Source organism: Proteus sp. GOKU, from assembly GCF_015475555.1.
In the GTDB taxonomy this organism is placed as follows: Bacteria; Pseudomonadota; Gammaproteobacteria; order Enterobacterales; family Enterobacteriaceae; genus Proteus; species Proteus mirabilis_B.
The window spans coordinates 2,433,849-2,457,173 of record NZ_CP034105.1 but is presented as its reverse complement, the minus strand read 5'-3'; the positions used below and the strand labels follow the sequence as shown (position 1 = coordinate 2,457,173).

Genomic DNA, 23,325 nt, shown 5'->3' with positions numbered 1-23,325 from the left:
GACCATATAAACAAAGTGTGTTGTATTATTTGCACAATAAATTGTAATCAAAAAGATTACATTCATGTAAATACAAAATAGACGTTAATAAAGATAAGAGTAACATTATGTTTCTAGGAATGCCTACATTAACACATGAAGAGCAGCAAAAAGCAGTAGAAAAAATTCAATCTCTTATGGCTGAGGGAATGAGCAGCGGAGAGGCAATTCAGTTAGTCGCCCAAGAATTAAGAGAGAAACATACAACCCGTGAATCTGTTTCTATCGTATTTGATGATGAGAATGAATAGAACAATTTTTTAACAAATGTCACAATTGTGTTATTAACCATATGCTATGCTTATTGAAAACACATCCTGTTTTAAAGGATATTTTCGGGAGGTTATATGAAATTAAGCAAGTTTATTGGTCAAACAGGGATACTTGGAGCAGGTCTTTTACTTGCTGTTTCTTTTGGAGCATCTGCAGAAAGTATCGAAAAGGTTAATGAAGATATTGTGCGTTCCGCTCCCTTTGCGAGTTGCGTTAATTTAGATAACAATCAACTTGTTACACGAGTAAAAAATGATTATCTACAAAATCGTTTACCTCGCTGGCAAGATGATAAAAATGCATTAGGATCAAAACCTGTTGCAAGTATTAATGCCAATGAAGTTATCAAGATGGATAATAACTATCAGATGGTATTGAATGTAAGAGGTGCAAGAACAGACCTTCGTTACAATGTTCAAGTCAATTGTGATGACAATACTATTACGTATGTTTCTCCTAAATAATTGATAGGCGATAGCAAGTTTTAGTTAATCTATTGAAAGAAAAAGAGATAAACCTTGGTTTATCTCTTTTTTTATCATTATCAAAATAACGGAGAGTGTTTGACTATTTTTTTACCTGCGGTTCATAAGGTAAACGAGAATAGTGTTGGCTTCTTGCGCGATAAAATACCAGCCTTTCTTGAAAGAAGGCATGAAAAGCTTGAGGTTGTTCTCTTAAAACAGCATCTGCTACAACGGGCATGTTATAGCGTTCTTTAAAAGCGACGCCTGAAGCAGCTAAACTTATATTTAGCTTATCTTTTTCTTCTTGTGTCAATTCTGAAAGGTTATAACCCATTATTTATCCCTCTATAACGATATAAGTAAGGTAAAAGAGCATGCTTATTAATGCAAGCAAATAAAGATATTAGTCATTAATGTGTAGTAAAAATGATGTGCTTTATTTGGGTCGATTTTTAATCAAGGTCGTTAAATATAACAATAAAATCTTATTTATCTTTAATTGTTATACCACTTTGTAGGTAATTCAAATAAGGCTAATGATAAAACGAACATTTTCAACCCTTATTAAATAGATTTTAAAATGGAGAAAAAAGCAATTTACCTACGAAAAGAGTAAATAATATGAATGTTTAATTTGATTTAGATCAATGAAAAGAGTGAAGGATTTTGCATTAAAAATAGGTAAATAATGTTAATTTATTAAATGGTTGTTTTATGTGTTTTTATTTTTTATTACTTGACAAGGGGTTACGATAAGACACTGAAATATTGGGATAAAAAAATGCCCTGTTGGGGAAACAGGGCGAAAATTAATACAACACCAGGGAAAAACATAGTATAAATAAAATTAACTAAATGGTTAATAGGTAAACTTACGTGATTCTGCATTTTTTTATTAATATGAAATAAAGTGTTATTAAACTTTAATTAATGTTCAAAAAAAATAGAATTATTAATGAATAGCAACTGAATAAAAAAGAGAAGAGAAACTAATCAACAGTATTCTTAAAAATGTAAGATAACAAACGATGTTAGAATTAATGCAGTAGAGGCGTGTGATAAAATAAAAATGCAAAGTTTGTTTTTTATCTAATCTTAATATCTTATTAATATTAAAGCATTTTATTAATGCGACAATATAAAATATTTATTGTTAATTGTTGTAAAAATCTTTATTTCTGAAATGTTAATTATCAAAATGTTAAATTAGACATTAAAAAACACTTTAATTAATGACTTTAATCGTTCATTTAAATCTTATTTTAGATAAATAGAAAAGGTTATTAATTGATGTTTTTTTAATCTGTTTATTTTTTTTCTAAAATGACTGATTAACTTAATGACTAAAGTGTTTACTTTACTTTTTCGAGTTAATAAAATAAAGAAATAATTATTTATCCTAATGATATGTATGGTTTTTTTATTTTGCAATATTGTTTACTTTAGTTAACGAGATAATTAAAATAAAATAATAACATGTAAAAAAATAAACAAAAAATATACATATCACACAATATTGTGTTACATTTAGTTCGCTTTTCACACAGTAATCTTTGATATTACTTTAAGACGGATTCGATTCAGTAATTGACTCAATTACACGATATCTGCTTACTTTTTTATTTCAATAGCGATGTAAGGATAGGTTATATACGTTATTATATAAGGGGATTAATTTGACAGGGCTAATAAACTTTGCGAATAACATTTTATGGGGATATGTTCTTATCTACTTACTTCTTGGAGTAGGTATTTACTTTACTATCCGTACTGGATTTATACAAATCCGACATTTTAGTCATATGTTCTCTATTTTAAAAAATAGCCACAAGTCAGATAAATCAGGGATCTCTTCCTTTCAGGCATTATGCACCAGTTTAGCTGCGCGCGTAGGTACTGGAAACTTGACGGGAGTCGCGATTGCTTTAACAGCGGGTGGCCCTGGCGCTATTTTTTGGATGTGGGTCGTTGCTTTAATAGGTATGGCGACATCATTAATAGAAAGTACGCTCGCGCAACTTTATAAAACAAAAGATGATGATGGCAATTACCGGGGTGGTCCTGCTTATTATATGACTAAAGGACTGAAAATGCGCTGGATGGGTGTTCTCTTCGCCATTTTCTTGATTATCGCCTTCGGTTTAGTTTTTAATGCTGTTCAAGCAAATTCTATTGCTCAAGCCACAGCTTCTGCCTTTAATTTTGATCCACTCTATGTGGGGATCTTTTTAGTACTAACCAGCGGATTTATTATCTTTGGTGGCTTGCGTTGGATTGCACGAGTTGCTGAGTTAGTTGTTCCTATTATGGCAACGGCTTATTTATTATTAGCATTTTGGGTTGTTGCAGATCATATTGAGCGCTTACCTGAAGTTTTCATTTTAATTTTTAAAAGTGCTTTTGGATTACAAGAAGCTGCCGCAGGTGCAATTGCTTACGGTATTAGCCAAGCGATGACACAAGGTATTCAGCGCGGTCTATTTTCTAATGAAGCAGGTATGGGATCGGCACCTAATGCCGCGGCTTCAGCAACTCCTTATCCACCACATCCAGCATCTCAAGGCTATATTCAAATGCTAGGTGTTTTTATGGATACCTTAGTTATTTGTAGTGCTACTGCGGTGATCATTTTATCATCAGGCGTACTCGATAGTTATCCTGAAGGCATTAACGGGATTCAATTAACACAATTGGCATTGTCATCGAGTGTAGGAGGTTGGGGAAGTACCTTTATTGCGATTGCCATTTTCTTCTTCGCTTTTACCTCTATTATTGCTAATTATGCTTATGCTGAAAGTAATATGATTTTCCTTGGGCGCAATCACACAACAGGGCTGTTTCTTTTACGTTCAGCGGCTTTAGCAATGGTGATGTTTGGCGCTTTAGCGGATATGCCTCTTGTTTGGAAAATGGCCGATCTCTCAATGGGATTAATGGCAATGACTAATTTAATCGCAATCATCTTGCTTTCTGGTGTCGCCTTAAAATTAGTTAAAGATTATAACCAGCAACGACAAGCCGGTTTACTGCCTACATTTGATATTCGCCAATATCCAGAGTTGCAAGATGATATTGAAGAAGGAATTTGGGATGAGAATATTATTCCTGATGAGCCTTTAGTTCGATGTGAAAAAGTGGGCAATAACTAAAGCAATAATAAAAAAGCGTCAAAACACAAAACCCATATTCTTTAATATGGGTTTTTTTATTACAATTTAACTTTGGGAATATTAAATCAAGGATCAGAAATGAGATCTAGTCGGTATTACATAGGATTACTTATTGCAATAAGCCTCTTAACCAGTTGTGCCAAGCAACCAGAATTTATTGATAGAGGTGAATATATAGTTAAAGTTATTCCTAATAAGCAGGAAGCTAATGACTGTGTAAAATATTTAGTGATGCACTATACCGCGCTAGATGATGAACGCTCACTTAAGGTTCTTACTGGGGGACGAGTTAGCAGCCATTATTTGATCCCCACACATCCTTCATCTATTGACGGAAAACCAGTGATCACTTCATTAGTGGATGAAAGACAAATCGCATGGCATGCAGGCATTAGTCAGTGGGGAGATGCAACTAGCCTAAATAATTGCTCTATTGGCATTGAGATAGTCAATCTGGGTTACCGTGATAATGGTAAGTTTAGGTATTGGTATTCTTATACCGCAGATCAAATCGTGACTATGTCAGTCGTGATGAAAGATATTATTGAACGTTATGATATCGAACCTCAAAACGTTTTAGGTCACAGCGATATCGCACCTCAAAGAAAAGTTGATCCGGGACCTTTATTCCCTTGGGAAAGATTAGCAAATCAAGGAATAGGTGCTTGGCCTGATAAGGAATTAGTGCAAACTTATTTAGCGGGTAGAGATCCTTCAGAGCCGGTTGATGTGGCAAATTTCCAAAAGTTATTACAGCAATATGGTTATCAAACACCAACAAATGGTGTGTTAGATAATAAAGCACTAAAAGTGGTAAAAGCTTTCCAAATGCATTTTAGATCAACGAAAGCCAATGGCATCCCTGATGCTCAATCAGAAGCGATTTTAAGGGCATTGATTGAGAAATACCGAACTTAAAATTTCCTGTGATAAATAGACAAGAAAAAAGCGTCTCCAATATGAAATTTGGTAGACGCTTTTTTTATCAACTTACAATCGGCGTTACAAATTAGGTGTTATATGTTGATTATTTTGCTGTATTTCCTACTGGAAGGTTTTCTTCTTTAAGGTTTAAGCTAACAACCAGCGAAATTACGAATGCAATCACACCTGGTAATACCCAACCTAAACCATAATCAGAAAGCGGGATATAGCTAAATAATTGTAGCAAATCAGCATTTAACCACTTCAATTGTTTCAATGTATCGAAAAGGCTCATTAAGACGATAATTGCAATTGTGAAGCGATAGGTAAAGCGGGGTGCTTTTAATTTATTACGAATAAATTGCAGTAATACCAAGGTGACTGATGTTGGATAAATCATTAATAACGCAGGAATAGTCACTCGTAATAATGTATCAAGACCAAACGTTGATACGATTGTGGTCATTAAGGTAAATACCACAACCCAAAAACGATAACCTAAGCGATGATGGAATGTCGCAAAGTAGTCTGCAGCGGCACTTGTTACACCCACAAGTGTTGTCATACTGGCTAATAAAACAATACCACCCATCAGCCAAGTACCCACAGAGCCAAATAACGCATCAACATAACGTGAGAAAATTTGACCACCGTTAGTGGCATTAAGAGCAGGATCAGCAAAGACAGAAACAGAGTGGCTTGTCGCACCTAAGTAGAAAAGGCACAGATAAAGCGCGGCTAACAGTAAAACTGAAATCATGCCGGCTTTTACGGTAATAAAACCGATCTGGCGCGGTTCAGTAATGCCTTTGGTATATAAAGCACGAGCCACGATACCACCAAACGCCATAGCAGAAAGGACATCCATGGTTTGGTAGCCATCAATAAAGCCAGAGAAGAAACCATTAACAGCATAAAGACCTGTTGGCTCACCAATTGGGGAAATCGGTTTAGCCACAACAGCAATACCTACAACCACCAGCAGGACTAACAGTGCTGGAGTCATAAACTTACCAATGGCGCTGATCATGGTGCCTTGTTTTAGCATGAAGAACATACTAGTGATATTGAAAATAAGCGCAAAAATAAGGTGTGTTACCGTATTTTTCTCAATAAGCCCTAGGGGTAAGAAACCCATTTCATAAGCAGTATTGGTGACACGAGGCATTGCAAAAGTAGAGCCTACGATAAGATACAGTGCTACCCAGAAAATAACGGCAACCCATGAAGGCAAATCAACAGAAAGACGCTCACCACGCCCGCGAATTGCAACAATAACTAAGGTTAGGAAAGGGAGTAAGACACCAGTAACAAGGAAACCTAAAGATGTACTAAACCAGAGGTTTCCCGATTGAAAACCCGCCATAGGGGGGAAAATAATATTGCCAGCGCCAAGGAATAGTGCAAAAACCATCATTCCAAGAACGAGCATATCTTTTGTAGAAAGCATAACTTAAACTACCTGTCTGTGAAGAAAATATATAAATGATTTATATTTGTTATTCTACATCTAGCCTAATTAACAGCTTAATATGTTGTGAAAATGCAGTTTGAATAACGAAAAGTGAATTGATAGTAACAAATTCTGAAGGATATGTAAGAAGAAAGGCAGATTTAACGCTCATTTAACAGCAATTATAGAATAATAAAAGGCTATGTTTTTGGTCGAAAAGCAGTGTGATCCTCTGCTAAGGATCACAATTGCTATATAATTTTGTAGACATTCACGATAAAACACAAAAAAGATCGTGTTTAAATAAATTTATTGATAGCGGCTGCAACACCGTGCTCTTCATTAGAAAGTGTGACGAATTTGGCGACTTTCTTCACTTCTTCAGGGGCATTTCCCATCGCAACACCTAAACCAGCATATTTTAGCATTGCTAAATCATTACCTTGATCACCAATACACATGATTTTTTCTGGTGTAATTTTTAAATGTTCAGCCACTTTTTGAACCGCACTCCCTTTATTAACATTGGTGTTCAACACTTCAATAAAATAAGGAGCACTACGTAATATGCTATATTGCTCATAAATATTAGTAGGAAGATATTGAATGGCATTATCTAAAACAGCAGGTGCATCAACAATCATAAACTTACTAAAATACATATCCGTTTGCATTTCATTCAGTGGACGATAATAAAGCGGTGTCCAAGATAAAAAGGCTTCTTGGCAGGTGAAATGGCTAATATGACTATTGGTGGTATAAATCTTATTGTCACTAATAACGTGAAAATGGACGCCTATTTCACGAGCAAGGTTTTCAAAATAGAGGTAATCCTCGAAATTGAGCAGATCTTGAATAATAACCTCACCGTTATCTGCTTGATGGATTTGGCTACCATTATTGCTGATACAGTAACAATCAGAGGTATCAAGACCGAGTGTTTTTAAATAAGGAGAGATGCCATTAAAGGAGCGTCCTGAAGCTAATACAATCTTAACTCCCGCCTCTTTTGCTCGCTGAACTGCTTGTTTTACTTCAGGCGTAATTTCGTGTTGTTTGTTGAGCAAGGTTCCATCTAAATCAATAGCGATAAGCTTAATACTCATTAGCATCCCCATATTAAATAAAAGCAATCATGATAAAGGAAGGGCGAAGCGGTCTATCATCACATAGCTTGAGTATTATTTATGTGACATTAAAGGCTATCTGCATAATGCCACATAAATGGAAGGGTTAATCACAACAAGGTGATTGTAAATGTAAAGGCTGTTTGGTTTCTAAAACGATCTCTTGATTTTGCCGAAAATCGAAAGGCGTGATGCCATACTCTTTACGGAACATATAAGTAAAGTGAGATTGTGAACCAAAGCCGAAATCAAGGGCGATATCGAAGATAGAGCGCTCACTGGTACGTAATAAATGGATAGCGCCAGCTAATCTACGCTGACGGATATACTTTCCTAAAGAGGTGCCTGTGACTTCTTTAAAGATTTTCTGCATGTGCCAAAGAGAATATCCAGAATAAGCCGCCAACTCTTCAAGATGGATAACACGGCCTAAATGCTCCTCAATCCATTTACTTAGCGCGCAAACCAATGCGAGATGATTATCTTGTGGCATTACAGTTCCATTCTATCAATGAAGTTAAGGTAAAAATCAAAATTAACTCCCTAATCTTATACAAAAAATGGCAGACAGAGAAATCCATATTAATGGATAGCTATCTCTAATCGTTGGCAAAATGTGTAATTAAATAATATAAGGTCATTTTACATACAGTTTAGAGCGAAATAATGCAAATTATCTGAAGTCTGTCGAGGAAGCGTTTACCTTTCATAATGAAAGTTATGCTAAATTTACTCATAGAGATAATTGATTGCGGATTTTATAACAACAACTCCCTGTCTTGTTATCGTATTTAAGCGAATGCTTATAATGTGATAAGTCATACTAACAAAATGTATTTAAAGGATTTTAAATTGAACGCAAAGAAAATAATTATTAGCTTAATTATTGCATTAGCCATTACCTTTGGCCTCTATCTTGTGGCTTTAGATAATTTTTGCGATCGTGGAGAGGATTTCCAACAAGGTCTTTGTCGCTTTACCACATTATTCCCCTCTAAACATCACTAAAAGATAGCTTTTCTTATTATTTTTCGCCTAGCATAAAATGTATTTGTTATTCAAGTCAGAATAGTGTTTTAATGGTGGCTTGAAATAAACAAAATCGTAAACATTAGTTTACACGTTAAGTTGATAAAATAATAAAGAGAAGAGGATGTATGGCGAGAGAGTCGCAACAGACAGAACTTAAGCGCGGTCTGAAAAATCGACATATCCAGCTAATTGCGCTGGGTGGTGCTGTCGGCGCTGGTCTGTTTCTTGGTATAGCGCAAACAATTAATATGACAGGTCCATCAGTTATCTTAGGATATGCTATTGGTGGTTTTATTGCGTTTATGATCATGCGCCAATTAGGCGAAATGGTTGCCGAAGAGCCAGTTGCGGGTTCGTTTAGTCACTTTGCTAATAAATATTGGAGCCCATTTGCAGGCTTCTTATCTGGCTGGAACTACTGGGTGATGTTTATTCTTGTCGGCATGGCAGAATTAACCGCAGCAGGTAAATATATTAACTATTGGCTACCTGATATTCCTGTTTGGGTTTCTGTTGCTATCTTCTTTGTGGCAATCAACTTAATTAATCTGATTAACGTGAAAATGTATGGTGAAACAGAGTTCTGGTTTGCCATTATTAAAGTATTGGCGATTGTCGGGATGATTTTGTTTGGAAGCTACTTACTGGCGAGTGGGAATGGTGGCCCTCAAGCTTCTGTCAGTAATTTATGGGAGTTAGGCTTTTTCCCTCATGGTTTTACGGGCTTTATGTCTGCATTAGCCATTGTAATGTTCTCTTTTGGTGGACTTGAGCTGGTGGGGATCACCGCTGCTGAAGCTGAAAATCCAAAAGTCAGTATCCCGAAGGCGACTAACCAAGTTGTTTATCGCATTTTAATTTTCTATATCGGTTCGCTATTAGTGTTACTTTCACTTTATCCTTGGACTCAAGTTGTTAAAGGTGAAAGTCCATTCGTTCTGATTTTCCATAACTTGGATAATTTCCTAATCGCGAATATTTTAAATGCGGTGGTATTAACAGCGGCACTGTCTGTTTATAACAGTGGTGTTTATTCTAATAGTCGCATGCTTTATGGTTTGGCAAAACAGGGTAATGCACCACATGCACTTTCTCGTATTAATAAACGTGGTGTGCCAGTCGTGTCGTTACTGTTATCTGCAATTGCGACTTCATTGGGTATTTTAGTTAACTACTTATTACCTGATCAGGCATTAGAGTTATTAATGGCATTGGTTGTAACCACGTTAGTGCTTAACTGGATTATGATCTGTTTGGCGAATTTAAAATTCAGAGCCGCAAAAAACAAAGAGGGTGTAGAGCCTTTCTTTAAAGCACTTTGGTATCCATATGGTAACTATATCTGCCTTGCTTTCTTATGCATGATTTTAGTGATTATCTTATTTATGCCACAAGTGAATATTTCGGTGATTTTAATGCCATTCTGGATTGCATTCTTATGGGTTGGATTTAAGATTTCCCGTATGAAGAAAACACCTAATAGTACTCAAGCAAGCCAAGATATTTAAGTTATTACAGATTGATTGAGTCATTTTGTTGAATAAGAAAAACGCATCTAAATGATGCGTTTTTTTATGTTCTATTTTTATTGCTCACACTTATTCTGATAGACAAAAATAAGGAAACTACTGCCAACGTAACCAAGCAAATAATACGTTACCGTTGTTATAAGTGCCTGGTACATAGGTTGCTTGTAGTGAAAGATGCCCATAGCCGACAGAAACTAACGGTAAAGGAAGTGGCATAGGAATATAGTTGTATTCATGGCGCGCTGTAATACTCAGCGTAAATCCTGCCCCCATACGGAACCCGTCTTTATCTCCTGGATACCACATTTTCTCAAAACCATAGCCCATAATAGGCTGTACACGGTTATTTGAGTCCATAAATGCCATCGCATAAAGAGAGTGCCAATCACCGTCATTGTCATAACGATATTTCCCCATACCAAAGCCCCAAGGTGTTTCGTTATAGCGATCAGTTTTTTCTTTATCGTAAGTAAAACGGTTATGCCAAGTCCATACTGGTAAATAGTAATTATATTGGTCGTTATCCCAAGTTTGATTGACATTACGCTTAAATTTTCCCCAGTAGCTCTCTTCATTATTAGGTTGAGGCGCATTACTAGTGGTTTGCTGGTTTTCTGTCGTAATAATCTGATGGGTATTTGTGTTATTTTCAGAAGCGAAAGCAGACGTTGTTAATGCAAGAGATAACAACGTTGTGGCTAATACGCTAGGGTGAAAATAGGATGATGACATAATATAACTCCGAGTACGGCATAAACAGTGATTCTGGTGATGACAAATAAACATTACTAATAGTGTTATTTAATCGACAAGTATTTAAGATAAGAGGTATCTGAAACTTTACTTCTTAAATAAAATCTTAAGGGATTAGAATCGGTTAAGAAGAAAATAAATAGATTTATTGTACTTATAAACGTAATTTTGTCTGATATAAAATGCTGTTATTTTTTTATGATAATGTATTGTTTTTAATAAAAAATTAAGTTTTTATTAGATTTTAAATAAATAACTGATAAGTAAGGCCTGTAAGATATAATTTAGGCTTAGCCATTTTCAATAGAAAAAATCTATAAAATATCTATTTTTATGACTTAATTGAAATATTGATATCAATTTGAGATAAATTTAATATCAATAACATCAGCTTATCAAAAGAGGTTAATTTCCAGCAGGATAATAGAGTAACGAATAAAAAGAGTTAAATAAAAAAAAGAAAAATTCTGTGTTGGTTTATAAATCGTTTAAGTGGTGTAAGTTTTGTTTAGCGAAATGTCGGTTTTTTGTGCAGATTATCCTAAAGCAAAAACGTGCGAATAATGTTTATTCACACATTTTCAGGAAATATATTGTTTATTATTGAGATAATTTTTCTTGGCTAATGATAAGTAGCCGATGGGTATCGTGATCTTTACTCCAGTAATAATTTTCCCATTTTTCATAAAGTTCATCTAAACAGTTTAACGTAGTTAGTGAATGAATACCTTTTGTTCTATTTGAAAGAGATATAAAATATTTTTTGCTAAAAGCCCATGAAATCATTATGTCCCAAAATCGTTTATTTATCCCTAGTTGGTCTTCTAAAGTGATCATAATGTGATAATCATTTAGGATGTGATGGACTATAGGTCGTGGAAAATCATTATTTGCATCACGATGTTTAGAAAGACGGGAACGCCAAACTTTTATTTGAGTACACGTTGTTTTTCCATAAACAATATCTTGCCGAAGTCTAAGTTCAACAAGTTAGGCTGTTTCACTTTCTTTATCTGCGGTGATAAGTCTGTATTGATCTTTACGTAATGATTTAACTAAACGGTATCCGATTGGAATTTCAAAATAATTTATTGAAATATCGTTAACTCCTTCATTTAAAAAGTGAATTGTATTTTCAACATTGGCGCTATTTATTCTTAATAATTTATCAAGATTTATATTATAGTCTTTATAACTCATTGATTTTATTCTGTTATTTAATTTAATGTTCTATCATATTCACTTCTTCTGACAATTAATATATCGATTATCGTTAAAACGGATAAAAATATACAAAGCGATCCTCGCTGGTTACTAGCATCTTTATCTTGAGCGTGCGATACTCCTTATCGCCTGAATTTACAGGCTTTGGCTCGGGGCGCCTTATGGCTGAGATGAACCCGTATAACCTGATCTGGATAATGCCAGCGTAGGGAAGTCAAGGTAACTCTGCTGATTAACAGAGCCCGACTTTTCTGTAACTGGTGAAAGGAGGAGTTAATCAGTGAGATTCAATGCATTGTCTATCGCAGGCACCGATCCTAGTGGTGGTGCAGGTATTCAGGCTGATCTGAAAACATTTTCCGCACTGGGTGTTTATGGCACGACAGTAATGACAGCACTTGTTGCTCAAAATACCTGTGGTGTCCGTCGTGTCTATGATTTATCCCCCGATTTTGTTGCTGCTCAATTAGATGCTGTTTTATCTGATGTTCGCATTGATAGTGCCAAAATTGGTATGCTCTCTAATGCCGCGATTATTGATGTGGTTTGTAATAAACTTCAGCAATATGCGATTCCTTTTGTTGTACTTGATACTGTGATGATTGCAAAAAGTGGTGATCCGCTATTGCAGCCTGATGCAGTTAATAAAATGGTTAATCAGCTTTTGCCTTTGGTTGATTTGATCACGCCTAATTTACCTGAAGCAGCAGCACTGCTAGGTTGTGAAGTCGCTAAAGATGAAATAACGATGAAACAACAAGGTTATGCATTACTAAAACAAGGATGCAAAGCGGTGTTGATGAAAGGGGGACATTTAACTGAAAATGAAAGCCCTGATTGGTTATTTACTCAAGATGGCGAGTGGCGATTTACTTCAAAACGCGTTAATACAAAAAATACCCACGGTACAGGATGTACTCTTTCAGCCGCTTTAGCGGCTATTCGTCCTCAAGTTTCTGATTGGCAAACTTGTGTTGAACAAGCAAAAGCCTATTTACAGCAAGCATTAGAACATGCCGATAGTTTAGAAGTTGGACAAGGCTTCGGCCCTGTACATCATTTTCATCGCTGGTGGTAATGTGGCTTACAACAACACTTATCTTAAATAGAGTCTTTATGGCTCTATTTTCATTTTTATGATCAAACTCTCTAGATAATTAACACTGTCCTCAATATAAACAGCCTGTATATTGAGGAACTAAGGTAAGATATAATTTATTTTCATTAAGGGATGATATGAATACTGCTTTTCAAAAACCACGCTGGTTACGTGATTTACTTCGCTTTATTCCATTGAAAAGCCAGTTTGTGTTATTTGGTAATGTACGCGACTTACAAGCCAGTGAAATTGCGCCCAATATAATAACACCACTGCCTTTTAACCAGACACTTTATAACAGTTTGTATGAAGTGGGTTACGTTCATATCATCACTTACACGCCGTTAACGGGTTTTCAATGGGTAGCTAATCCTACGCAATCTTTACAAGATGGCGCAATGTTAATGCAACAATTAGGATTAACTGTCACGGGCGATCGCGCATCAGGTAATATCGACAGCTTAAATAGCGTATTAGAAAAATGGCAAACAATAACGGGTCAGCCGATTGCGTTATGTATCGATTTCGCCTCTTGCTTGCTTTCTCATCGTGATAATCTTACGCCTGCCGAACATAGCTTATTTACACGAGCATTAGTGACTTCTCATCAAGCTAAAGCAAGACCCGCCGGCGAACATAATCAACCTTTCTTTAATAGCGTTTTTTGGGTAGTGGAAAAAGAGACTGATTTACCGGATTGGTTTACCGTTAATAATCCTCGAATTCGCGCCATTCCTGTTGCAAAACCCGATAGCCAGATCCGCAGAGCGCTAGCACCTAATTTATTGGTGTCATTGGCAGGATTTTCATCGCTTATTGAGAGTGAAAAAGAGTCACTTCTTAATGATTTTATTGATGAAACAGAGGGGCTATTACTGCTGGATTTAGTCGCGATAGTGCAATTAGCGCGTATCGAAGAAGTGGAAATAACGCGAATTAGTGATGCGGTAAGACGTTACAAAGTCGGTATTACGGAAGATCCTTGGCAAAAAATCGATAAACAAAAAATTCGTAACGCACCACAAGTAATACAACGTCGTGTTAAAGGGCAACAACATGCGGTCACGCATTTGTTAGATATTATTAAGCGTGCAATGACGGGTGTCGGTAGCAATAAAGGCGGAAGACCTCGGGGCGTGCTATTTTTAGCCGGACCAACGGGGGTGGGTAAAACGGAGTTAGCGAAAACGGTGACACAATTGCTGTTTGGTGATGAAAGTGCTTATATTCGTTTTGATATGTCTGAATTTAGTGCCGAACATGCAGATCAACGTTTAATTGGTGCGCCTCCAGGTTATGTCGGTTATGACTCTGGTGGTGAATTAACCAATGCTATTCGTGAAAAACCTTTTAGTGTTGTGTTATTTGATGAAATAGAAAAAGCACATCCTCATTTAATGGATAAATTCCTACAAATTATTGATGATGGGGTATTAACTTCTGGGCGTGGTGATCGCGTCTATTTTTCTGAAGCTTTAATTATATTCACCTCAAACCTTGGAATTTATCGCGTTGATAATAATGGTGAAAGAGTGGCGAATGTCCTGCCTCATGAACCGTTTGAAAATGTCAGCCGTAAAGTAAAAAGTGAAATAGAGCGTCATTTTAAATTAGTTTTAAATCGACCTGAATTATTAAACCGTATTGGTGAAAATATTATTGTTTTTGATTTTATTCGAGAAGATGTTGCAGAGCAGATATTTGAACAAATGGTCGCAAATATCTTATCTAGCCTTGATAAACAATCACTCACATTGTCGATATCAGAGGCGGCTAAATCAACGTTAAAATCCTACTGTTTATCTGATTTATCAAATGGTGGTCGTGGTATTCGTAACCAATTAGAGGTTTATTTAATTAACCCGCTATCAAGAGCTATTTTTGACAGTGATTTAGCAGTCGGAAAAGCCTATCAAATTGCGGATATTCAAATAGGTGAAATGACCAATATTATTTTGGTGCCACAGGCAAATTAATGCAGATCAGTTTATCTCGAATTCACTTTCCAGTGACAACATTAGGGCCAGGAAAACGAATTGGTATCTGGTTTCAAGGATGCTCTTTACGCTGTAAAGGCTGTTTATCACCAGATACATGGGAAAGCAAAGCCGAAAGCTCCTCAGTTGATGCACTTATTCAACAAATTCAACCTTGGTTTGCATTTGCTGATGGTATTACGATTTCGGGTGGTGAACCTTTTGAACAGCCAGAGGCGCTTTATGCGTTATTAATCGCGCTACGTCAGCAATTCACAGGGGATATTTTTATTTACAGTGGTTATCACTGGGATGAGATAGAACCTCAAGTCACTAAAATGTCAGGCTTAATTGATGCGTTGATGAGTGGTCGATATCAAGTGGAAACTACGCAAAGTTTGATGTTACGAGGCAGTGATAATCAGCAACTTCATTGCTTAACGGCGATGGGGAGTGCGCGTTTTAGTGCTTTTGATAGAAGCGTAACCGAAGAAGATAAAGTGCTTGATCTCTCAATGGATAGCCAAGGACTTATTTACCTTACAGGTATTCCTCAAAAGGGTGATATGGCTCGTTTGCGTGAAGTATTAGCACAACAAGATATTCAATTAAAACAGATAAAAAGATAAGAGAGATAGAATAAAGGATGACCATGATACGTTTTTGTCCTCACTGCCAAACTGAGCGTCAGTTAACCGAAATTTTCTGTGCAGGACAAGTGAATGATAAGCTTTGTGGATGGGATCTAACGATTGAACCTATTCATGAGTCAGGGTGGCGTCCATCTCCTCCAATATCTTCTTCCATTGATACACCTGCGATAATTCCCGATCTTAATCACGATCAGCCTAGAAAGTGTATTAACGGACACTTGATGGGAGAAGATGATTTTATCTGTTTTGAATGTGGTGCTGATCCGGCTGATGAGATTGAAAATAACGACGTTAGCGATAATGAAACGTTTAGATTGATTGGTGATTGGCGTCTTGAACAACGTATCAATTCTATTAATAGTGAAAGAGAACGCTATAACGTAAGCAATATCAAAACAGATCAAGAAGGTGTGTTAACACTCTATCTTAAAGGTGAAGAGCCTGATCCTGCTATTTATCAAGTCTTAAATCTAATCTCTACTGACCATATTCCTGTATTTTACGAAACGGGGCGATGGGAGAATCGCGCTTGGCACGTTACTGAGCGATTAAACGGTGGTTCACTAAGCCAATTTATTGAACGCGGTGACTTTTGGCAACCAGATGAAATTAATGTATTAGTCTCCGAATTAGGTACGGCGATTGCGGCATTAACTGAACATGGTGTGCGTCATCGTGCTTTAAAGCCCTCAAACTTGATGATCCGCGCTCGTGATCCCCTTGATATTGTGGTGATCGAATATGGTTCGGCATGTTTATCTGAGTTCGATCTCGATATTGTCTCTCCGCTTGAAATTTCACGTTATAGTGCGCCAGAAATATTAGCGGGGGGTGTTTCGGCGGCATCAGACTGGTGGAGTTTGGGGATCATTTTACTTGAGCAATTAACGCAAGGAGCCTGTTTTAAACATATCCATGATAATGCGTTTTTAATTCAAGTCATGACTAATGGTGTTGAATTACCGGATGATTTAGAACCCAATATTCAATTACTTTTACGCGGTTTGCTTTGCCGTGATCGTTTTCAACGCTGGCAATGGAACGAGGTTAATGCGTGGTTACAAGGCTTAGCGGTACAAGCGCCCGATATTAATTACAACAATGGAAGCCAGCAATATTATCAATTTCAATTTGCAGATCATCAATTCAATCAACCTGATGCGTTTGCGATGGTGGCTGCACAAGCACAATATTGGGATCAAGCAACGCAATTACTTCTTCATGGTGAAATCACAACTTGGTTAAGCCAATTTGATAATAGCGGAAAGCAAGTCGCCCAATTGCAGTCATTAGTTGAAAAACAAGAGATTGAACCAAGTTTACGTTTTACTCTCGCGTTACGAATTTTAAATCCGAATATGCCATTGATTTACCGTGGCGAGATCATTACACCTTCATGGCTTTTAGAGCATCCTTCATTAGGTTATCAATTAATTTGTCAGCCTCTTGCCACGGAATTGCAATCTATTGATGAAACACATTGGCTTGTTCAGCTTTATTATCGTCAATGCACTGTTCGAGAAAGAGCACAACAACAACGTATTCCATTAAATGAAGAAAGCTTACAGCTTTATTTGTTAATCACCTCTTTAAGCCAATTAGTGGCTCGTTGGGAGATTATTCGTGCAGAATTTCCTGATGCTTATAATGAAAATCTACGAGCATTAATTGATCGTAAAAACATGCATGAAAATGACTATATTTTGTTATTAAGTGCAGAGATTGGGCAATATATCACATTAGATTTGCTGGTGAATAATGCAGCTAAATTAGCCAGTAATCTTGCTATTAATACGTTTGATAAACAACAAGCCAAAACATTATTAGCCACACCTCGATATCAACTTATTGAACAACTGAGTGAAAGAATAGGGGATTTTAAGCGTGTTAATATCGATATTATTGATAGATGGGCTGATGATTTCCTTTTAACTCGTAGATTGCCTCTTGAGCATATTATTGTGATGCTCTGTATTCCCATTGAACAATGGCAAATACCTGAATCACAAAAATATATTTTAGAAGTATTGCATTTTTTTGCTAAGAAACTAGTTTCTACAAGTCAACGCGGTAATTTAGTCAGAATGCGTTTAACACCAAATGCGGGGCGTGTTGATTTAATTGAATGCTGTTCTGATAATGAAAAAGCGACAAACTTACTTGAGCATTTAATTAACCGCAAGAAAAGGCTGTTTTCATTAGAGGGTGAAGTATTACGTCAGCGTGAAAAATTAAATAATCGCTTGTGGCTCTTACAACAGAATACTCAGTCTTACCAACGAGATACGGGTATCAACGGCATGTATTTAGGCTTTCCTTTTTTAGTACTAAATACGCAACCTAATAAAATAAAACCGCGCATTGCACCGCTTTTCTTGTGGCCTGTTTCAATGAATATTTTGGGTGGCACTCTAGGTGCTGTGCAAATTGGGTTTGATACAGAGCGTGCCTCAGTGCGTTTAAATCCTGCTCTGGCGAATTTTGTCGGTATTCCTGCGGTTAATGAATGGCAAAAGGTGCTCGATAGCTTAATGTCACAAACAGGCTTGAGTGTTAGTGAAATGATGAGCACACTTTCGTCGTTATTAACCACAACTGAACATTCACTAAGCTCGTTGCCTTCATTAACTAAAGAAATACCAGAAAACAGTGCTTATATTCATTGTTCAGCAGTGTTATTTCATACCTCTTTTATTGGGCAGATGATAAGTGCTGATTTACAACAAATTGCCAATTTACCTATCAACGGCACGGCTCTTGCCACTATGTTGCAAGTCAATACACAGGCAAAAACGTTAGAAACACAAGATCCATTGGCTGATAACTATTTGCTGTCGCTGGCAGATCCTTCTCAAAATACCATTATTCAAGCGGCAAGAAAGAAAACGGGGTTATTAATAGAAGGGCCTCCGGGAACAGGTAAAAGCCAAACTATTGTTAACTTAATTGCTGATGCAATAGGACGGCAAAAAACAGCACTGGTGCTTTGCCAAAAGCCTGCTGCGCTGGATGTAGTGTATAAACGATTAGTTGCAAATGGATTGCAAGATAGGGTGCTGATTATTCATCAAAACCCTAAAGGGCGAGAGATTATTTCAGCAATTAGAGAACAACTACAATTAGAGCGTAAACGGCAGTTGATTGCAGATGTTAAGCAAGATACCCCTTTTAATCGTGATAGAACGCTTAACTTAATTCAATTTTATGAAACAACATTAGATGCCTACTATAAAGCGTTATATCTAACGGATAAACAATATGATTATTCATATCGAGAAGTGTTATCTGGATTACTCGAATTAGAGTCACAACAAAAGCTAACAATAAGTTCGGATAAATTAACCTCACTGCTTTCTCAATATAATAAAACAACTTTTGTTCAGCTTATCGATAACTTAACGTTATATGGTTTAGATTGGTATGCGATTAATTATGAAAACACACCATTAAATGGTGTTGTATTGTTCTCACCTGAAAGTACGCTATATCGCCAATTTAATGAAAATATCACGCTATTTATCGAAGCAGAAAAACAACGTGATGCAGTATACAACTTGCCTTATCAACAAATTACAATCGATAAATTAACGACTCACGAAACAACACTAGAGCAGTGTAAACAGCAGTTAAAAAATCGTAATACTCAACAATGGGAAAATTTATCTCATTGGTTAACTCTGTTTTTAAATGAACAAGGTAAGCAAGGTAAAGGTGAGCAGTTAATTGCTCAATTGGCGCAATTAGAGACACGTTTACAGCAAATTGATAGTGAAGGTTGCGATCCTTTAATTTTCCGCTTACTCGCTTCGTTAGATAATGCCATGTTAGCAACGTTATCAAGAGCAGCTACTGACAAGATCAAACCTTCATTCTTACGCTTCTTAAATCCTTATTATTATAGTCGAAACAGCAAGTTAAAAGACTTTATGGCGCAAAGTGGTATAGAAGATAAAGCCGAACACTATATTACGCTACATAAAACCATCACCACAGAACAACAATGGCGTTTGTTGCACCAAGAGTTGCAACCTATTTATCAACAATTAGGGCTAGAACAGCACCTCAATCAACAAAATACGCAGTGGCAGAACACAATAAATAATGTTCTCATTGAGCTTAAAGCCTGTTGCGATGATATTGCGATATTAGCGTTATATCCTCAACCTGAACATTTTGTTGAGTCCATTCAATCAGCGAAAAAACAGGGCTTTGAACAGCAATGTTTAGAAATTGAGAACGCCATTGTTCGCGCTAAAGCACAGCAAACTAGCCTCGCTAAATTAGCTGGCTTACAAGCAACTCTCACCGAACTCTGTTATCAGCAATTTTATGATGCAATTAATCAAGGCGAGTTGCTGACAACCAGATTACAGCAACTAGCTCAAAGCTTACCTTTTTTAAGTCAATTTCAGCTATTTCGAGAAAGAACAACGCATTTTACGCACAATGATTGGCAAGTTTTAGCATTATCACGCCAATTGCTTGATGAAAATGAAAGTTCATTTTCTAATCCTGTCGAGCTTTTAAAAGCAACATTGAGTGATTTATTTTATGTTGCTGTTAAAACTGAAATTGAAATAAAAAACGCAGTATTAAAGACGCATACTGCTCAACAATTGCAGGAATATATCGAGCAATTGACAGAAAAATATCAGCGGTTACAACAAGTTAATCGTGAGCTATTAACTGAAAATATCGAATTATCAAAAATTGAAAATGCGCGTCATTGGGAGAGAATAACACGCTTAACTGGGCCTAGAGCATTACGGTTACGTGAGTTTATTGATGAAGCGACTCAAATGGGATTGTTAAGATTACGCCCTATTTGGTTGATGACGCCAGATGTGGCAAGCCAAATATTGCCTTTAAAAGCAGGACTTTTTGATAGCGTTATTTATGATGAAGCCTCGCAAATGCCTATTGAATTTGCATTACCGACGTTATATCGCGGCAAACAAGCCATTGTGAGTGGTGATGAGAAACAGATGCCGCCTTCATCTTTCTTCAGCGGTAAATTTAACGAAAATGAAGACGACGAAGATAACGATAACGAGGAAGATGAACAACAAGAGAAAAGCAGTGAGCAATGGGACTCAAGCCAAATTTGCCATTGCCCTGACTTGCTTCATTTGGCACGAACCGTATTGCCTATTCATACCTTAGATATTCACTATCGCTCGGTATTTAGAGAATTAATTAATTTCTCAAATTATGCCTTTTACGAAAATCGGCTGAATATTCCGGCTCAACACTCAGCGAAAACCATTAGTACGGTAAAACCACTGCATTTTATGGCGATTAATGGCACTTATATTAATCAAACCAATGAGAAAGAGGCATTGGCAATCGTTGAGCATTTAGCAGCATTATGGCAGGCGCCTTTTGATAAACGTCCTTCTGTAGGTGTGGTGACATTTAATCAGAAACAAGCTCAATTAATTAACCAACATATTCGTGATCGCAATGACTATGACGTGGATTTTTTAAAGGCTTATACCGAAGAATGCGCGCGCTTAGATAACGATGAAGATATGTCGTTTTTTGTGAAAAACGTTGAAAATGTGCAGGGTGACGAGCGAGATGTTATTTTGTTTTCGACGACATTTGGTCGTAATGCCCAAGGCACTTTTAGACGTAATTTTGGTGTATTAGGGCAAACTGGAGGAGAGCGTCGTTTAAATGTCGCGATCACCAGAGCGAAAAAGCAAGTGGTGATCATGTCATCAATGCCGATTGATGAAATCTCTGACTTATTAAGTACTAATAAACACCCTGAGATCCCACGTGATTACTTACAAGGCTATTTAACTTACGCAAGCCATTGCCATCAGATTAATAAACAAGAGGAAAATAAACGTTTATTAGCCCGTTTATGCCGAACTCAAGCCAGTGTAGCAACACAAGATCAGGTAAACGATCAGTTTGTTATTGATGTGAAACGCTTTATTGAGTCTCAGGGATATCATATTGCACCATCACAACAAGTTGGTATTTTCTCTTTTGACTGTTTAATCGAAGATGAGCAGCAAGGCAAATTACTGATGGGAATTGAGTGCGATATGCCACAACATGAGTGGTTATCTCAGGCTTGTGCTCGTGAGTTATGGAGAAAAGATATTTTGCGTAAAGTGGTGCCTTATCATTATCGCGTTTCGTTGACACAATGGTTTTATCATCGCCAAGAAGCACAACAACAACTTCTTGAAGCCTTACAATATGCCTCTTTACTGAATGAAAAAGTGAGTGAATGATGAGTTCATCAGTACATTATGTCTCTGTAAAAGAAACCAATGTTATCCGTTATCATCGACAATTAGCGAATAGCAAAAAACAATTTAAGCAATGGAAGGCATTAGTTGAACAACTCACCTATCAAGATGAACGTGTGAGCCAAATTGAATTTGCTTTTAATGCATTGATTAAAGATAACTCGCAATTGGATGCATTAGATGCCTATTCAGTGAGTCGATTAACAGAAAAATTAAGCCAGTTTATTGCACCGTTACGACAGGATATGAAAAATCTACGCGAACAAGTGATTGAAGAAAAAGCGCTTGCACGTCATATCCAACAGGGCAAACAAAAATCATCGGTACTGTTAAAACAATTAAAATCACAATTAGCTTCTGATAGTGTTTTGAAGGCTGAAATTGAACTCAGCGAAAACATGAGTGCGGAAGAAATTAGCTTATTGCTATTTCGTGTAACGGGTGAAATTGAGGCGCAAAAAGCACAACTTAGCCCCGCTCAAACTGAATTATTGACGCAATTAAAAGCACAATCCACATACACCCAACAGTTATGGCAAAGTGGTGAGCCTCAAAGCCCATTTGCACAGCAATGCCACCAAATTGAATTGATGATTGAAAAGTTACGGCTAGTGGGGAATGAAGTAGAAACTAATCATCATGCAAATCAGCTTATTGAAATGCAAAAGCTTTCTGATAGCAAGAAACAGCGTTTACTGGCAGATTCACTGATAATGAATATGGCTGAAAGCTTGCGTAATAGCATAAGACGCATTGAGTTAATGGAAGAATTAGCACGTCTATGTGCAGAGCTTGAAAGCTTTGATGATAAAGAGATGCTGACACTGAGTCGTGATACAGAAGCAGTTGCCTCATTAGCAACAGCCGAACAACTTGATGTGATGATCGCCAAGCTAAAACAGGCGATTGAAACTCACGAGCAACAATTTTCGATGAGGCAGCAATGCGCAGCCGTATTAGCTGGCTTAAGTGAGTTAGGCTATGTGGTGCATAAAAATGCAGTAAATTCGTGGCTTGATAATGGGCAAGTTGTTGTGCCTCATGCCACTATTCCTGATTATGGCTTAGAACTAGGCGGAAAACAGGCGCGTTTTCAAGCAAGAACAGTGGCGTTAACACATCAACGTGATACGACACGTGATAAAGATGTTGATGCCATTTGGTGTAGTCAACATCAGCAATTACAAGCGATTTTAGCGAAGTCTCACGCGGAGTTATTAGTTGAGCGAGCATTGCCCGCTGGGCAAAATGCAATGAAAGTGATCGAGCGTGAAGATACTGCCCATCAACATGCAGTAACACAAGTGCACAAACCAAAAACGTTTAACCGCTAAGCA

Annotated in this window: 17 protein-coding genes and 1 riboswitch; of the genes, 11 read left to right on the top strand and 6 right to left on the bottom strand. The window is 36.9% G+C overall.

Annotation, left to right across the window (positions count from 1 at the left end):
* Positions 1-107: 107 nt before the first annotated feature.
* Together EHE21_RS11440 and yebF are read left to right on the top strand one after the other, a co-directional pair.
* Positions 108-290, top strand: coding sequence for a YoaH family protein (locus EHE21_RS11440; protein WP_069367593.1), 183 nt, complete (start codon positions 108-110; stop codon positions 288-290).
* 96 nt (positions 291-386) lie between these two features.
* Positions 387-776: a protein YebF gene (gene yebF, locus EHE21_RS11435; protein WP_194950747.1), complete on the top strand. Its 390-nt coding sequence runs from the start codon at positions 387-389 to the stop codon at positions 774-776.
* Between the two features lie 103 nt (positions 777-879).
* Here the strand turns inward: yebF and EHE21_RS11430 are convergent, their stop codons facing one another.
* Positions 880-1,113 (bottom strand): DNA polymerase III subunit theta, encoded by a 234-nt coding sequence (locus EHE21_RS11430; protein ID WP_075674064.1) that lies wholly within the window; start codon positions 1,111-1,113, stop codon positions 880-882.
* A 1,342-nt stretch (positions 1,114-2,455) separates the two neighbouring features.
* Here EHE21_RS11430 and EHE21_RS11425 point away from each other — a divergent pair.
* Together EHE21_RS11425 and EHE21_RS11420 are read left to right on the top strand one after the other, a co-directional pair.
* Complete coding sequence (locus EHE21_RS11425; protein WP_161711422.1) at positions 2,456-3,928, top strand: alanine/glycine:cation symporter family protein; 1,473 nt, start codon at positions 2,456-2,458, stop codon at positions 3,926-3,928.
* A 99-nt stretch (positions 3,929-4,027) separates the two neighbouring features.
* Entirely contained in the window at positions 4,028-4,867 is an 840-nt protein-coding gene (locus EHE21_RS11420) for an N-acetylmuramoyl-L-alanine amidase (RefSeq protein WP_161711423.1), read from the top strand.
* A 109-nt stretch (positions 4,868-4,976) separates the two neighbouring features.
* Here EHE21_RS11420 and brnQ read toward each other — a convergent pair whose 3' ends face one another.
* The 3 genes from brnQ to EHE21_RS11405 form a co-directional block, all read right to left on the bottom strand.
* A complete protein-coding gene (gene brnQ, locus EHE21_RS11415) occupies positions 4,977-6,323 on the bottom strand; it encodes a branched-chain amino acid transport system II carrier protein (protein WP_194950746.1) in 1,347 nt (448 codons plus the stop codon).
* A 302-nt stretch (positions 6,324-6,625) separates the two neighbouring features.
* Positions 6,626-7,432 carry a sugar-phosphatase gene (gene yidA / locus EHE21_RS11410; protein ID WP_194950745.1) on the bottom strand — a complete coding sequence of 269 codons (807 nt, stop codon included), beginning with the start codon at positions 7,430-7,432 and terminating at the stop codon, positions 6,626-6,628.
* 127 nt (positions 7,433-7,559) lie between these two features.
* Positions 7,560-7,946: a helix-turn-helix domain-containing protein gene (locus EHE21_RS11405; protein ID WP_006533085.1), complete on the bottom strand. Its 387-nt coding sequence runs from the start codon at positions 7,944-7,946 to the stop codon at positions 7,560-7,562.
* A 359-nt stretch (positions 7,947-8,305) separates the two neighbouring features.
* Between EHE21_RS11405 and mgrB the strand changes: the two genes are divergently transcribed.
* Both mgrB and EHE21_RS11395 read left to right on the top strand, forming a co-directional pair.
* On the top strand, positions 8,306-8,461 hold the full coding sequence (gene mgrB, locus EHE21_RS18925; protein ID WP_226892284.1) for a PhoP/PhoQ regulator MgrB: 156 nt from the start codon (positions 8,306-8,308) through the stop codon (positions 8,459-8,461).
* 149 nt (positions 8,462-8,610) lie between these two features.
* The gene (locus EHE21_RS11395) at positions 8,611-9,993 is read left to right on the top strand and encodes an amino acid permease (RefSeq protein WP_088495270.1); all 1,383 of its coding nucleotides are present in this window, start codon (positions 8,611-8,613) and stop codon (positions 9,991-9,993) included.
* A 117-nt stretch (positions 9,994-10,110) separates the two neighbouring features.
* Here the strand turns inward: EHE21_RS11395 and pagP are convergent, their stop codons facing one another.
* Together pagP and EHE21_RS11385 are read right to left on the bottom strand one after the other, a co-directional pair.
* Positions 10,111-10,746: a lipid IV(A) palmitoyltransferase PagP gene (gene pagP / locus EHE21_RS11390; protein WP_194950744.1), complete on the bottom strand. Its 636-nt coding sequence runs from the start codon at positions 10,744-10,746 to the stop codon at positions 10,111-10,113.
* 1,011 nt (positions 10,747-11,757) lie between these two features.
* Positions 11,758-11,967, bottom strand: coding sequence for a hypothetical protein (locus EHE21_RS11385; protein WP_194950743.1), 210 nt, complete (start codon positions 11,965-11,967; stop codon positions 11,758-11,760).
* 164 nt (positions 11,968-12,131) lie between these two features.
* A riboswitch (TPP riboswitch) is annotated at positions 12,132-12,220 on the top strand.
* 51 nt (positions 12,221-12,271) lie between these two features.
* On the opposite strand from EHE21_RS11385, the gene thiD reads away from it, so the two are divergent.
* The 5 genes from thiD (at position 12,272) to EHE21_RS11360 (ending at position 23,322) form a co-directional block, all read left to right on the top strand.
* Positions 12,272-13,069, top strand: a complete 798-nt coding sequence (thiD, locus tag EHE21_RS11380; RefSeq protein ID WP_194950742.1) for a bifunctional hydroxymethylpyrimidine kinase/phosphomethylpyrimidine kinase — start codon at positions 12,272-12,274, stop codon at positions 13,067-13,069.
* 158 nt (positions 13,070-13,227) lie between these two features.
* Complete coding sequence (locus EHE21_RS11375; protein WP_194950741.1) at positions 13,228-15,066, top strand: AAA family ATPase; 1,839 nt, start codon at positions 13,228-13,230, stop codon at positions 15,064-15,066.
* Entirely contained in the window at positions 15,066-15,695 is a 630-nt protein-coding gene (locus tag EHE21_RS11370; protein WP_194950740.1) for a 4Fe-4S single cluster domain-containing protein, read from the top strand. Before EHE21_RS11375 ends, EHE21_RS11370 begins: the two co-directional genes overlap by 1 nt.
* Positions 15,696-15,718: 23 nt before the next feature.
* Positions 15,719-21,970 carry a protein kinase domain-containing protein gene (locus tag EHE21_RS11365; protein ID WP_228766673.1) on the top strand — a complete coding sequence of 2,084 codons (6,252 nt, stop codon included), beginning with the start codon at positions 15,719-15,721 and terminating at the stop codon, positions 21,968-21,970.
* Positions 21,967-23,322 (top strand): hypothetical protein, encoded by a 1,356-nt coding sequence (locus EHE21_RS11360; RefSeq protein ID WP_194950738.1) that lies wholly within the window; start codon positions 21,967-21,969, stop codon positions 23,320-23,322. The genes EHE21_RS11365 and EHE21_RS11360 overlap by 4 nt, the downstream gene beginning before the upstream one ends.
* The last annotated feature ends 3 nt before the right edge of the window (positions 23,323-23,325 follow it).